General features: G+C 69.8%; 9 protein-coding genes. 2 read left to right on the top strand and 7 right to left on the bottom strand.

The features are described 5' to 3' along the window. The first annotated feature begins 63 nt into the window (after positions 1-63). Positions 64-720, top strand: coding sequence for a response regulator (locus ACFY8U_RS21720; RefSeq protein WP_361432797.1), 657 nt, complete (start codon positions 64-66; stop codon positions 718-720). A gap of 113 nt (positions 721-833) precedes the next feature. Here ACFY8U_RS21720 and ACFY8U_RS21715 read toward each other — a convergent pair whose 3' ends face one another. From ACFY8U_RS21715 to ACFY8U_RS21685, 7 genes are all read right to left on the bottom strand, one after another. Then, positions 834-1,550, bottom strand: a complete 717-nt coding sequence (locus tag ACFY8U_RS21715; RefSeq protein WP_361764946.1) for an ABC transporter ATP-binding protein — start codon at positions 1,548-1,550, stop codon at positions 834-836. After that, entirely contained in the window at positions 1,547-2,605 is a 1,059-nt protein-coding gene (locus tag ACFY8U_RS21710) for an ABC transporter ATP-binding protein (RefSeq protein WP_389572525.1), read from the bottom strand. The genes ACFY8U_RS21715 and ACFY8U_RS21710 overlap by 4 nt, the downstream gene beginning before the upstream one ends. Positions 2,606-2,608: 3 nt before the next feature. Beyond that, positions 2,609-4,450, bottom strand: a complete 1,842-nt coding sequence (locus tag ACFY8U_RS21705; protein ID WP_389572523.1) for a branched-chain amino acid ABC transporter permease — start codon at positions 4,448-4,450, stop codon at positions 2,609-2,611. Beyond that, positions 4,447-5,376 (bottom strand): branched-chain amino acid ABC transporter permease, encoded by a 930-nt coding sequence (locus ACFY8U_RS21700; RefSeq protein ID WP_361592884.1) that lies wholly within the window; start codon positions 5,374-5,376, stop codon positions 4,447-4,449. The genes ACFY8U_RS21705 and ACFY8U_RS21700 overlap by 4 nt, the downstream gene beginning before the upstream one ends. Before the next feature lie 100 nt (positions 5,377-5,476). After that, complete coding sequence (locus tag ACFY8U_RS21695; RefSeq protein WP_389572519.1) at positions 5,477-6,709, bottom strand: branched-chain amino acid ABC transporter substrate-binding protein; 1,233 nt, start codon at positions 6,707-6,709, stop codon at positions 5,477-5,479. Between the two features lie 1,389 nt (positions 6,710-8,098). Next, positions 8,099-8,605 carry a hotdog fold thioesterase gene (locus ACFY8U_RS21690; RefSeq protein ID WP_361592878.1) on the bottom strand — a complete coding sequence of 169 codons (507 nt, stop codon included), beginning with the start codon at positions 8,603-8,605 and terminating at the stop codon, positions 8,099-8,101. 132 nt (positions 8,606-8,737) lie between these two features. Continuing rightward, the gene (locus ACFY8U_RS21685) at positions 8,738-11,041 is read right to left on the bottom strand and encodes an FdhF/YdeP family oxidoreductase (RefSeq protein WP_389572515.1); all 2,304 of its coding nucleotides are present in this window, start codon (positions 11,039-11,041) and stop codon (positions 8,738-8,740) included. 178 nt (positions 11,042-11,219) lie between these two features. On the opposite strand from ACFY8U_RS21685, the gene polA reads away from it, so the two are divergent. Beyond that, positions 11,220-13,874: a DNA polymerase I gene (polA, locus tag ACFY8U_RS21680; protein WP_389573258.1), complete on the top strand. Its 2,655-nt coding sequence runs from the start codon at positions 11,220-11,222 to the stop codon at positions 13,872-13,874. Positions 13,875-13,994 lie beyond the last annotated feature (120 nt).

The raw sequence follows: 13,994 nt of genomic DNA, 5'->3' as shown, positions 1-13,994 counted from the left end.
GAGGTGGGTAGGCTCTTGGGGAGCTGTATCCGCCTTGGAAGAGGCCTTGAACGAGGAGCCCCCGTGACCGCCCCCGAGTCGCCCCAGCCCGCCGACGACGCCGACGTGTCGCACGTCCCGCCGCTGACGACCCGCGTCGTCATCGCCGAGGACGAGGCACTCATCCGCCTCGACCTCAAAGAGATGCTCGAAGAAGAGGGCTACTCGGTCGTCGGTGAGGCCGGCGACGGCGCCCGGGCCGTGGAGCTCGCCCGGGAGCACCGCCCCGACCTCGTCATCCTGGACGTCAAGATGCCCGTCCTCGACGGCATCTCCGCCGCCGAGAAGATCGCCGGGGAGTCCATCGCGCCCGTCCTGATGCTCACCGCCTTCTCGCAGCGCGACCTCGTCGAGCGGGCGCGGGACGCCGGCGCCATGGCGTACCTGGTGAAGCCGTTCAGCAAGAGCGATGTCGTGCCGGCGATCGAGATGGCCGTGTCCCGGTTCGCCGAACTCCGCGCGCTGGAGAAGGAGGTCGCCGACCTCTCCCAGCGTCTTGAGACGCGCAAGCTGGTGGACCGGGCGAAGAGCATTCTGCAGACGCAGTACGGGCTTACCGAGCCCGCCGCGTTCCGGTGGATCCAGAAGACGTCGATGGACCGGCGCATGTCGATGCAGCAGGTCGCGGAGGCGGTCATCGAGGACGCCGAGGAGAAGAAGGCGGCCAAGGGCCAGCAGTGACGCCTCAGCACGAGGCCGCGGGTCGGCGGTGACGCCGTAGCGGGACGTACGAGAAGGAGGCCCGCCCCACAACGCTGTGGGGCGGGCCTCCTCGTTTTTCGGGTACCGGTGGCTCAGTCCTCGCCGAGGTACGCCTTGCGCACGGACTCGTCGTGGAGGAGGTCCCGGCCGGTGCCGGACAGGACGACCTTGCCGATCTCCATGACGTGACCGTGGTCGGCCAGCGCGAGGGCGGCCTGGGCGTTCTGCTCGACGAGCAGGATGGTGGTGCCCTGGGCCTTGAGCTCGGCGATGGTCGCCATGATCTTCTGCATCATGATCGGGGAGAGACCCATGGAGGGCTCGTCGAGCATGAGCAGCTTGGGCTGGGACATCAGGGCCCGGCCCATGGCGAGCATCTGCTGCTCGCCGCCGGAGAGGGTGCCCGCGGCCTGCTTGCGCCGCTCCCCGAGGATCGGGAAGAGGTCGTAGGCGCGCTGGACGTCCTTGGTGATGCCCGCGGTGTCCTTCCGGAGGAAGGCGCCGAGGAGCAGGTTCTCCTCGATCGACATCCGGGGGAAGATGTGGCGGCCTTCGGGGGAGTGGGCGAGTCCGAGGGAGACGATCTTGTGTGCGGGTGTCTTCCGGAGGGACTTGCCTTCGAACTTGATCTGTCCGCCGACGGGCTTGAGGAGTCCCGAGAGGGTGCGCAGTGTGGTCGTCTTGCCGGCGCCGTTGGTGCCGATCAGGGTGACGACCTCGCCGGCCTCGACGGAGAACGAGATGCCCTTGACGGCCTCGATCTTGCCGTAGGCGACGCGCAGGTCCTCGACTTCGAGCAGTGCGGTCATGCGTCGTTCTCCTTGCCCGAACCGGGGGCCTTCGGGGTGTCCTCGGCCGCGGTCTCTGTGCTGTCCGTGGCGGCCTCGGAGGTCTCGTCGGCGTCGGCGGCCTCGGAGGTCTCGTCGGCCTCGTCGGCGTCGGCGTCGGCGGGCTCGGGGTCGGCGTCCGTGTCGGTCGCCTCTTCCGCGCTGGCCTCCTCCGCGGCGGCCTCCGCCGCCTCGACCTCGGCCACCTCTTCCTCGCCGGGCGCGCCCTCGAAGGGCTCGCCCAGGTAGGCCGCGATGACCCGCTCGTCGCTCTGGACGGTCTGGCTGTCGCCCTCCAGCAGCTTCTCGCCCTGGACGAGTACGGCGACCCGGTCGCAGAGGTTGAAGATGAAGCGCATGTCGTGCTCGATGACGAGCACGGCGACGCCCATGTCCCGGATGGCGAAGATGAGCTCTTCGGCGGCCCGGGTCTCCTGCGGGTTCATGCCGGCCGTGGGCTCGTCCAGGAGGATGAGGCCGGGGTCGCTCGCGAGTGCGCGGGCGATCTCGAGCTTGCGCTGCTCGCCGTAGGGGAGGTTCTTCGCGAGGTGGTCGGCCTTGTGCTTGAGGCCGATGAACTCCAGGAGTTCGAGGGCTCGCGTCTCCGCCTCGGTCTCGGCCTTCTTGAAGCCGGGGAGGCGCAGCAGGGCGGACCAGAGGCCTTGCTTCATCCGGGTGTGGCGGCCGACCAGGACGTTCTCCAGGACGGTCATGTTGCTGAAGAGCCGGATGTTCTGGAAGGTTCGCGCGATGCCGGCGTCCGTGACCTTGAAGGACTTCGGCGGCAGGACGTTGCCCTTGTAGCGGACTTCGCCTTCGGTGGGGATGTAGAGGCCGGTGAGGCAGTTGAAGAACGTGGTCTTGCCGGCGCCGTTGGGGCCGATGAGACCGACGATCTCTCCGCTGTTGACGGTGAGGTTCACGTCGCGGACGGCGGTCAGGCCGCCGAAGCGCATCGTGACTCCGCGGGCGTCGAGCACGGGCTCGCGGTCCGGGACCGCCGGGGCGGTGTCCTTCGTCGTGGTGGTGGTGGTCATGGTTCAGGCACCTGCCTTGGCGAGCGTGGCGGGCGCTTCGGCGTTCTCGTGGAACTCGAGCTGGTTGCGCCGGTTCGCGATGATGCCCTCGGGGCGGAACCGCATGAGCAGGATCAGCGCGAGTCCGAAGGCGAGCAGCTGGTAGTCGCCCATGAACTGAAGCTTGTTGGGGATCAGGAAGAGCAGGGCCGCGCCGACCAGCGGGCCGCTCATCGTGCCCATGCCGCCGAGGACGACGGCCGCGAGCAGGAAGGCGGAGTTGGGCGGGATGGGACCGGCGAAGAGGTACTGCTCGGGCGTCACGGTGTAGGTGACGTGGGCCTGGACGGTACCGGCGACACCGGCGAGGGAGGCGCCGAGTGCGAAGGCGATGAGCTTGACGCGGAAGCCGTTGATGCCCATGGCGAGCGCGGCGGTCTCGTCCTCGCGGATGGCGACCCAGGCGCGGCCGATGCGGGAGTTGCCGCTCCGTCGGAAGACGAGGACGACGACCGCCATGATCAGCAGCATCAGGAAGAAGTAGTTGGCGAAGCGTCCGATGGTGAATCCGGCGATGGAGTGCTCCATGCCGAAGTCGAAGCCGAAGATGTTGAGGTTCGGGATGGACGCGATGCCGTTGGAGCCGTTGGTGATGTCCGGGCCGGACGTGCCGTCCGTGTTCATCATGGTGATGCGGAAGATCTCACCGAAGCCGAGCGTCACGATGGCGAGGTAGTCGCCGCGCAGCCGCAGGGTCGGGGCGCCGATGAGGACGCCGAAGACCAGGGACGCACCGGCACCGACGAGCACGGCCGCCCAGAAGGGGAGGTGGATGCCGAGCGGGGAGGTCGGCGCGCCGGAGACGAGCGCGGCCGCGTAGGCGCCGACGCCGAGGAAGGCGACGTAGCCGAGGTCGAGCAGGCCGGCGAGGCCGACGACGATGTTCAGGCCGAGGGCCACCGTCGCGAAGATCAGGATGTACACGCCGATGGTGGCGTACTGGTCGTCGGTCTGGGTGAACGGGAACAGGGCCGCGGCGATGAAGGCGCCCGCGATCGTGAGGTTCTGGTGCTTCGACGTCAGCTGGGTGGCCTGCTGGAGGAGGCCGGACTTGGTGAGCGCGGCGAAGCCGAAGCCGGCCGTGATCAGGAAGCCGATGAACGCTTCGTCGTACTCGGTGCCGATGCCGTAGGTGAAGACGCCGAGGCCGGCGGCGAGGATGCCGGTGATGATGAGGATCTCGACCGCGGACGGCAGGGGGGGCACGGGGCGGGCCTGGCCCGAGGCGAAGGAGGCCTTGAAGGTCTGGAGGCTGTTGGCGATCCGGTGCTTGAACTGCGACCAGCCGTCGTCCTCGGGGTCCACGGGGTGGAGTGCGGGACGCTCGAAGGGCAGGGCCAGCGCGCCGATCAGGGTGAGGAGGGTGGCGACGCCGACGACGGCGCCTCCGGGCTCCAGGTTGATCGGGCCGCCGAGCTGGACGCTGATCGAGACGATCGTGTACCAGGCGGTGGCGAAGGCGGCGAGTGCGGAGAACTTGATCGCCGCGTCGGCGCCGGCCGGGGAGAGCCAGCGGGTGCCCTTGACGCCGTACGAGGAGAGGCTGAACAGGACGGTGAGGAGGCCGGTCACGAGGACCTGCCACTGCAGGCCGCCCGGGTAGCCGTAGACGGTGAGGTCGCCGGGGAAGGCGGCCGTCCAGGTCCAGGAGAGGAAGCAGCTGACCACCGTGAGCGCGCCGCCGCCGAGGGCCAGGGCCCGGGCGGTGGCGACGGGCAGGGGGAGGAGACCGGTCGCCTTGACGGGCGTGGGCTCGGGTGCGGCGGGGGCCGTCGTGTTCTCGGAAGTTGTGGTCATGGTGGTCACGCCCTGTCCGCGACGCGCTCGCCCAGCAGACCCTGGGGCCTGAGGAGGAGGACGACGATGAGGAGTACGAACGCCCAGACATCGGCCCAGGACTGGCCGCCGAGCTGCTGCATGCCGGGGATGTGGTTGATGTAGGCGGTGGCCATCGTCTCGGCGATGCCGAGGACGAGTCCGCCGATCATGGCGCCGTAGATGTTGCCGATGCCTCCGAGGACGGCCGCGGTGAACGCCTTGAGGCCGAGGAGGAAGCCCATCTTGTAGTCGATCTGGCCGTACTTCAGGCCGTACGCGACGGCTCCGACGGCGGCGAACGAGGCGCCGAGCGCGAACGCGATCACGATGATGCGGTCGGTGTTGACGCCCATCAGGCGCGCGGTGTCCGGATCCTGGGCGGTGGCCTGCATGCCGCGTCCGATGCGGGTGCGCATGACGAAGAAGGCGAGGAAGGCCATGCAGATCGGGGCGGCGATGACGAGGAAGACGTCGCCGGTTCCGATGGTGATCGGGCCGAGCTCGATCGGGCCGCCGGGGATCTGCGGGAAGGTGCGGGCCGACTTGGCCTCCGGGTACCAGGCCCAGACGGCCTGCTGGAGGGCGAGCGAGAGGCCGATGGCCGTGATGAGCGGTGCGAGCTTGGGTCCGCCGCGCAGTGGCCGGTAGGCGAAGCGTTCGGCGCCGACGGCTATGGTCGTGGCGACCAGGATGGCGCCGATGATCATGAGGGGGAGCGCGATCCAGAGGCTGGTGCCTCCGGGGAGCATGAGCCAGACCGTCAGGGCCCCGAAGCCGCCGGTCATGAAGATCTCGCCATGGGCGAAGTTGATGAGCTGGACGATGCCGTAGACCATCGTGTAACCAACGGCGACCAGCCCGTACATGGATCCCAGTAGCAGGCCGTTGACCAGCTGCTGCGGCAGTTCGTTCACCGCATTGTCCTCCGAGACTTTCGACGGATGTGACACCGCGCGGGGCGCTTGGTGCGGCGCCCCGCGCGGCAAGGGTGGTGCTTGGTGGGGGTGGAGCGGATCAGCTGCCGAAGGTGCCGGACTCGATCGGCTTGTGGGCACCGTTCTCGACGCCGTACACGGTCAGCTGCTTGTTGGTGGTGTCACCGAACTCGTCGAAGGAGACCTTGCCGGTCACGCCCTCGAAGGAGATGGTCTGCATGGCCTCGACGATCTTGGCGCGGGCGTCGGAGGGCAGCTTGCCGCCGTTGGCGTCCACGACCTTCTTGACGGCCTCGATGATGGCCCAGGTCGAGTCGTAGGAGTAGCCGCCGTAGGCCTCGTACGCGTCCTTGTAGTTCTCGGCCTTGTAGTTGGCCAGGAACTCCTTGGCGGAGGGCAGCTGCTCGATCGGCGCGCCGACGGAGGTGGCGATGTCACCGTTGGAGGCGGCACCACCGAGCTTGATGTACTCGGCGCTGTAGAGGGCGTCGCCACCGACGACGACGACCTTGGCGCCGGCTTCCTTGATCTGCTTGGTCAGCGGGCCGCCGGCCGGGTACTCGCCACCGTAGTAGACGACGTCGGCGCCGGAGCTCTTGACCTTCGTCGCGACGGCGCTGAAGTCCTTGGTGTCGGGGTTGACGTGGTCGGTGCCGACGACCTTGCCGCCGAGCTTCTCGAACTCGCCCTTGAAGGTGGCGGCGAGGCCGGCACCGTAGGTCTTCTTGTCGTCGATGATGAAGGCCTTGGTCTTCTTGGCCTTGTTGACGACGTACTGGGCGGCGAACGGGCCCTGGATGGCGTCGGTGGTGGCGGTGCGGAAGTAGGACTTGTAGGTCCGCTTCTTGTCACCGGAATTCCAGTTGGGGCCCTGGGTCAGCGACGGGTTGGTGTTGGCCGGGGAGACCTGCACCAGGTTCGCGTCCTGGAAGACCTTCTGCATCGACTCGGCGACGGAGGAGTTCAGCGGACCGACGACGCCGAGAACCTCCTTGTCGGCGACCAGCTTGGTGGCGTTCTGCTGGCCGGAGGACGGCTGGGCCTGGTCGTCGAGGGACTCGAGCTTGAAGGTGACGCCCTTGACGTACTCCTTCTTGTTGGCCTGCTTGACCGCGAGGTCGGCCGAGTTCTTGATGCCGAGGCCCAGCGCGGAGAGGTCGCCGGTCAGGGGCGCGTCGAGGCCGATGACGACGGTCGTGTTGCCGCCGCCGGCGGCGTCGCCGCCCTTGTCGTCGCGCGAACCGCAGGCGGTGAGGGTGAGTGCTCCCGCGGTGATCGCGGTGGTGAGGATGAGCAAGGAACGGTGTCGCACGATGAATCCTTTCCCTGGCGCGGCCCCCTCGAGCTGAGGCGGTGCCGTGAAGCATGGAGCTGGAGGTGCCGTTTGTGAATGCCGGGCCGTACTGGGATGACTGAGCGGTGCTGCTGGGTCTTGCAGTGGACGCGCCCGGCGGCGCGGTGACTGGCGGTGACTCTAAGCGCAGGTGGAGGAGGTGGGGAGCGGCGAGGTCAGGATGTGACTGTCTTGTTATCGCCTGGGGGAGAGGAGGTGGACAGGGGGTGGGTAAATCGGGACAAATGGGTCCGCAACATGGTGTTCACATAGTGAGAACGCCCAGTTCCGCTAAGGGGCTTGAGCGGAACTTGCTCCTGTCGGACCGTTTCTGACGCTCTCCGGATATCGGACAGTCCCCCGGACGTCAGCGGACGGACCCCTGGAATCGGCCGCTTTCTTGGATGACTGCACGAAGGTCACGGAGTGTTACGTATGGGGGTGGTGGAGGCGGGGTGGGGGAGGGGGCTGCGGGGGCGGCTCCCGTTCCCCGGGCGGCCGGTCGCGTCCTGCCCATGTGCGTCCCTCGAGCGCTTCGTTCGCCCCGGTACGCGACGAGGTCGGTGCGGATGTCCACCGCCGGGCCGGATCGCGTCCGCGCCGGCGCGGACGCCGCTCGGGGGGCCGGAACGTACGGCGGGAATCTCCTGTGCGGGGGCGCTGGAGGATCGAGACGCCGGCGCACAACAGGCCGACTGGTTACGGTAGTTGGGCGAGCGATGTCGAGCCGGGACGCGCGCCCGTGGCGACGGCCGGAGTGGTGATCCCGGTGGTGAACTGCGCGAATCGCTGTGGCGGGCAACGCCGTTGACGCACCGGGGGCCGGGGCAAGGGGTGCGGGTGGGGGTGGTGGTGCGGTCCGTGGCGCGGGGCTCGGCGTCTTCGCGCGCTGTGGTGGCGCCGTCGGACCGGCGGCGCCGGTGTCCGGGAGTCGAAATTCCCGCGCTGTCCGCCGGAGCGGTTTGTCGTCGGGTCCGCGTTCGGAAGCCGATGCTCCGCGTCCGGGGGCCGGTGTTTCCGGGTCTGGTGCACCGCACCGGCGGCAGTGCCCGGAAGAAGGGGCTTCGCGCTCTCGGGAGTGGTGGCCGGGGCCCCGGCGCGGCGCCCTGCGGACCTCCGCGGCGGTGACTCCAGGTGACCGTAGAGCCTTGATCGCCCCGACGCGGAGCGGCCCGGGACGGTGGTGACCGTCCCGGGCCGCTAGGGGTGAGTGGTGAGGAGCGACCGCTCAGGGATGAGTGGTGCTGTCGGCTTAGCTGAGCCGGGCTGAGCCGGGCTGAGCCGGGCTGACTGGGTCGGCTGGGCCGGGCCGAGCTGGGCTGGGGCCGAGCTGGACTGGTGGCCGAGCTGGGTCGGCTGGGCCGGGCGTCAGGCGCCGGCGCCGCTCCCGCCCGCGTTCGGGATGTTGTCGGCGTCCTTGGGCGAGACCTCGCGCAGCAGGCAGGTCAGCCGGGCCGTGCAGACCCGCTTGTCCTGCTCGTCGGTGATCACGATCTCGTACGTGGCCGTGGAGCGCCCACGGTGCACCGGAGTCGCGACACCCGTCACGAGACCGCTGCGGACCCCGCGGTGGTGGGTGCAGTTCAGGTCCACGCCCACCGCGATCTTGGAGACACCGCCGTGCAGCATGGAGCCGATCGAGCCCAGGGTCTCGGCGAGGACGGCGGAGGCGCCGCCGTGCAGCAGACCGTACGGCTGGGTGTTGCCCTCCACCGGCATGGTGCCGACGACCTTCTCCGCGGAGGCCTCGACGATCTGCACGCCCATGCGGTTGCCGAGATGCCCGGCCGAGAACAGGGCGGGAAGGTCGACGCCGAGCGCGGCGTACTCGTCGATGACCTCCTGCGGGAACTTCACGTGATGCTGCTCGCCCATCGGCCCGGCTCCGTTCGTCTTCGTACGTCGTCGTGAACACGTGCCTGAGCAAACGCTTAGGCGTGCCGTGATTGTTCCAGACGGCTCCCGGGCACGGCCCGGCCCCCCTGCGGAGGAGCGGCCGCCCTCCGGTCAGCCCGCCGTCCCCGCCGGAACCAGCCGTACGATCACGGACTTGCTGGCGGGGGTGTTGCTGATGTCCGCCGTGGACTCCAGCGGCACCAGCACGTTCGTCTCCGGGTAGTACGCGGCCGCGCAGCCCCGGGCCGTCGGGTAGTGCACGACCCGGAAACCGGGCGCGCGCCGCTCGCTGCCGTCCGTCCACTCGCTGACCAGATCCGTGTACGACCCGTCCGCCAGACCGAGGGCCGCCGCGTCCTCCGGGTGGACCAGGACGACCCGGCGGCCGCCCTTGATCCCGCGGTAGCGGTCGTCCAGGCCGTAGATCGTGGTGTTGTACTGGTCGTGCGAGCGCAGGGTCTGGAGGAGCAGCCGGCCCTCCGGCACCTTCGGGTACTCGACGGGGGCGGCCGTGAAGTTGGCCTTGCCGGTGGCCGTGGGGAAGCGGCGCTCGTCGCGCGGGGCGTGCGGGAGCGCGAAGCCGCCCGGGTCGGCGGCCAGGCGGGCGTTGAAGTTCTCGAAGCCGGGCACCACGCGCGCGATGCGGTCGCGGATCGTGGCGTAGTCCTTCTCGAACTCCTCCCAGGGCGTGGCCGAGCCGGCGCCGAGAACGGCCCGGGCCATACGGGCCACGATCGCCGGCTCGGAGAGCAGGTGCGGGCTCGCGGGCGGCAGGTTGCCGCGCGAGGTGTGCACCAGGCCCATCGAGTCCTCGACGGTCACGAACTGCTTGCCCCCGGCCTGGACGTCCTTGTCGGTGCGGCCGAGGGTGGGGAGGATCAGCGCGCGCGTGCCGGTGACCGCGTGCGAACGGTTCAGCTTCGTCGATACATGGACGGTCAGCCGGGCGCGGCGCATCGCCGCCTCTGTGACCTCCGTGTCCGGGGTGGCCCCGACGAAGTTGCCGCCCATGGCGAAGAAGACCTTCGCCTCGCCGTCGCGGAGCGCCTGGATCGAGCGGACCACGTCGAAGCCGTGATGGCGCGGCGAGACGATCCCGAACTCCTTGTCCAGGGCGTCGAGGAACGCGGGCGCGGGCCGCTCGAAGATGCCCATCGTGCGGTCGCCCTGCACATTGGAGTGGCCGCGGACGGGGCAGACGCCGGCACCGGGGCGGCCGATGTTGCCACGCAGCAGCAGGAAGTTGACCACTTCGCGGATGGTCGGCACGGAGTGCTTGTGCTGGGTGAGGCCCATGGCCCAGCAGACGATGGTCCGCTTCGAGGCGAGGACCATCTCCAAGGCGCGCTCGATCTCGGCCCGGTCCAGGCCCGTCGCGGCCAGGGTCTGGTCCCAGTCCGCGGCGCGCGCGGCCGCGGCGAACTCCTCGTACCCGTGCGTGTGCGTGCCGACGAACTCCGTGTCGACCGCGCCGTCCGTCTCCAGGATCAGCTTGTTCAGGAGGCGGAAGAGAGCCTGGTCGCCGCCGATGCGGATCTGCAGGAAGAGGTCGTTGAGGGCGGCGCCCCGGAGCATGCCGGTCGCGGTCTGCGGGTTCTTGAACTTCTCCAGACCGGCCTCGGGCAGCGGATTCACCGAGATGATCTTCGCACCCGCCGCCTTGGCCTTCTCCAGGGCGGAGAGCATCCGGGGGTGGTTGGTGCCCGGGTTCTGTCCGGCGACGACGATCAGGTCGGCCTGGTGGAGGTCCTCGAGGGAGACGCTGCCCTTGCCGATCCCGATGGTCTCGTTGAGCGCCGAGCCGGAGGACTCGTGGCACATGTTGGAGCAGTCCGGCAGGTTGTTCGTGCCGAACTCGCGGGCGAAGAGCTGGAGCAGGAACGCGGCCTCGTTGCTGGTGCGCCCCGAGGTGTAGAAGAGCGCCTCGTCGGGGGAGGAGAGGGCGGTCAGCTCCTCGGCGATGATCGCGAACGCCCGCTCCCAGCTCACCGGCTCGTACCGCTCGGAGCCCTCCGGCTCGGTCCCTCCCCTTTCCAGCAGCATGGGCTGTGTGATCCGGCCCTGCTGCCCCAGCCAGTACCCGCTGCGGTTCGCGAGGTCCGCCACGGAGTGCTCGGCGAAGAAGTCCGGGGTCACGCGGCGCAGCGTCGCCTCCTCGGCGACGGCCTTCGCCCCGTTCTCGCAGAACTCCGCCACATGCCGCTTGTCGCCCTCCGGCCAGGCGCAGCCGGGACAGTCGAAGCCGTCCTTCTGGTTGACCTTCAGCAGGGTCCGCGCGCTGCGGGTCACACCCATCTGCGCCTGCGCGATCCTGAGGGTGTGCGCGACGGCGGGCAGGCCGGCGGCGGCGTGCTGCGGCGGCGCGACCTGCGGTGCGTCCTGGACCGGGTCGCCGGCGGGGGGCTTGCTGACCATCGCGCTCTCCCTTGAGCGGTCATCCTGTGTCGTACGTCTCCGATCCTGTCACGGGGCTCGGACAGCGGGGTGCCCGGACCGGGAGTGGACGGGATTGTCAGTGGTCCGTGGCAGGATCGTGTACGTGGCCGAGACAGCATCGAAGAAGACCGAAGAAACCCGTCCCCGCCTGCTCCTCATGGACGGGCACTCGCTCGCGTACCGGGCGTTCTTCGCGCTGCCCGTGGAGAACTTCACGAGCGCGAGCGGACAGACGACGAACGCGATCTACGGCTTCGCGTCGATGCTGGCGAACACGCTGCGCGACGAGGCGCCCACGCACTTCGCCGTCGCGTTCGACGTGTCCCGCAAGACATGGCGCTCGGCCGACTTCCCCGAGTACAAGGCGAATCGCTCCAAGACCCCGGACGAGTTCAAGGGGCAGGTCGAGCTGATCGGCGAGCTGCTCGACACCATGAACGCGGTGCGGTTCGCGGTGGACGGCTTCGAGGCCGACGACATCATCGCGACGCTCGCCACGCAGGCCGAGGCGGCCGGCTTCGAGGTCCTGATCGTCACGGGTGACCGGGACTCCTTCCAGCTGGTCTCCGACCATGTGACCGTGCTCTACCCCACCAAGGGCGTCTCCGAGCTGACCCGCTTCACGCCGGAGAAGGTCCAGGAGAAGTACGGCCTCACCCCCTCGCAGTACCCCGACTTCGCCGCCCTTCGCGGCGACCCGTCCGACAACCTCCCCGGCATCCCCGGCGTCGGCGAGAAGACCGCGACGAAGTGGATCAACCAGTTCGGCTCCTTCGCGGAGCTGGTCGAGCGCGCCGACGAGGTCAAGGGCAAGGTCGGCCAGGCCCTGCGCGACCACCTGGAGTCGGTCAAGCTCAACCGCCACCTGACGGAGCTGGTCCGGGACGTCGAACTGCCGCGCACGGTCGCGGAGCTGGAGCGCGCGCCGTACGACAGGACCGCCCTCAAGGGCTTCCTGGAGGTCCTGGAGATCCGCAACCCGAGCCTGCGTGAGCGCCTGCTCGCGGTCGACCCCGGGGCGGAGGAAGAGGAAGCCCCGGTTCCCGACGCGGGCGTCGAGCTGGACGGCACCGCCCTGGGGACGGGCGAGCTGGCTCCCTGGCTGGAGGCGCACGGCGCGCAGCCGCTCGGTGTGGCCACCGTCACCGCCTGGGCCCTGGGCGCGGGCAATGTCAGCGAGGTCGCCCTCGCGGCGGCCGACGGCAAGGCGGCCTGGTTCGACACGACCCGGCTCGACGAGCAGGACGAGCGGGCCTTCGCGGCCTGGCTCGCCGACGCGGCCAGGCCGAAGGTGATGCACAACGCCAAGGAGGCCCTGCGGGTCTTCCCCGAGCACGGCTGGCAGCTCGACGGCGTCACGATGGACACCGCGCTGGCCGCCTATCTGGTCAAGCCCGGTCGCCGCTCCTTCGCCCTCGACGCTCTCTCCGTCGAGTACCTCCACCGCGAGCTGGCCCCGGCGGCCGCCGACGGGCAGCTGGCCTTCGGCACCGACGAGCACGCCGAGGCGGACGCCCTGATGGCCCAGGCCCGCGCGGTGCTCGACCTCGGAGAGGCGTTCGTCGAGAAGCTGGGCGAGGTCGGCGCGACCGAGCTGCTGCACGACGTGGAGCTGCCGACGTCCCTGCTCCTGGCCCGGATGGAGCGGCACGGCATCGCCGCCGACCGGGCCCATCTGGAGGCCATGGAGCAGCAGTTCGCCGGAGCGGTGCAGCAGGCCGTGAAGGAGGCGCACGCGTCGGTGGGGCACGAGTTCAACCTCGGCTCGCCCAAGCAGCTCCAGGAAGTGTTCTTCGGCGAGCTGAACCTGCCGAAGACGAAGAAGACCAAGACCGGCTACACCACGGACGCCGACGCGCTGGCCTGGCTGGCCGCGCAGACCGAGCACGAGCTGCCGGTGATCATGCTCCGCCACCGCGAGCAGGCGCGTCTGCGCTCCACGGTCGAGGGCCTGATCAAGACGATCGCAGGCGACGGCCGCATCCACACCACCTTCAGCCAGACGGTGGCGGCGACGGGCCGGCTGTCCTCCACCGACCCGAACCTGCAGAACGTACCGGTGCGCACCGACGAGGGCCGCGCCATCCGGCACGGGTTCGTCGTCGGCGAGGGCTTCGAGTCCCTGATGACGGCGGACTACAGCCAGATCGAGCTGCGGGTCATGGCCCATCTCTCCGAGGACGAGGGCCTCATCGAGGCGTTCACCTCCGGCGAGGACCTGCACACCACGGTCGCCTCGCAGGTCTTCGGCGTCGAGCGGTCCGCCGTCGACGCCGAGATGCGGCGCAAGATCAAGGCCATGTCCTACGGCCTGGCGTACGGCCTCTCGGCCTTCGGTCTCTCCCAGCAGCTGAACATCGAGCCGGGCGAGGCCCGTGCCCTGATGGACACGTACTTCGAGCGCTTCGGCGGGGTACGGGAGTATCTGCACCGGGTCGTCGACGAGGCCCGCGCCACGGGGTACACCGAGACGATGCTGGGCCGCCGCCGGTACCTCCCGGACCTGAACAGCGACAACCGCCAGCGCCGTGAGGCCGCCGAGCGGATGGCGCTGAACGCCCCGATCCAGGGCACCGCGGCGGACATCGTGAAGGTCGCGATGCTGAACGTCGACCGGGCGCTGACCGAGGCCGGGCTCGCCTCCCGCATGCTGCTCCAGGTCCACGACGAAATCGTGCTCGAAGTGGCGCCGGGCGAGCGGGAGCGCGTCGAGACCCTCCTCCGCGAGCAGATGGCCTCGGCGGTCTCCCTCCGCGCCCCCCTCGACGTCTCGGTCGGTGTGGGCCCGGACTGGGAATCGGCGGCCCACTGACGGCCCCGGGTGCGGGCGAAGAACCGCCCGCACCCCGCCGGACCGGCGGCCGGCGTCCCGCGCCGGGGCGCCCACACCCCGGGGGTACGGGCGTTCCGGACGTCCGCACCTGGTCGCCGC

This window comes from Streptomyces sp. NPDC012508, assembly GCF_042902595.1.
Classification (GTDB): Bacteria; Actinomycetota; Actinomycetes; order Streptomycetales; family Streptomycetaceae; genus Streptomyces.
The sequence above is the reverse complement of the archived record's forward strand: the minus strand, read 5'-3'. Positions and strand labels throughout refer to the sequence as shown.

What these genes read in the sequence shown, in the direction of transcription:
- ACFY8U_RS21715 (WP_361764946.1), bottom strand. Translation starts at nt 1,550, where the DNA reads ATGACCGCACTGCTCGAAGTCGAGGACCTGCGCGTCGCCTACGGCAAG.
- ACFY8U_RS21710 (WP_389572525.1), bottom strand. Translation starts at nt 2,605, where the DNA reads ATGACCACCACCACCACGACGAAGGACACCGCCCCGGCGGTCCCGGAC.
- ACFY8U_RS21690 (WP_361592878.1), bottom strand. Translation starts at nt 8,605, where the DNA reads ATGGGCGAGCAGCATCACGTGAAGTTCCCGCAGGAGGTCATCGACGAG.
- ACFY8U_RS21685 (WP_389572515.1), bottom strand. Translation starts at nt 11,041, where the DNA reads ATGGTCAGCAAGCCCCCCGCCGGCGACCCGGTCCAGGACGCACCGCAG.
- polA (WP_389573258.1), top strand. Translation starts at nt 11,220, where the DNA reads ATGGACGGGCACTCGCTCGCGTACCGGGCGTTCTTCGCGCTGCCCGTG.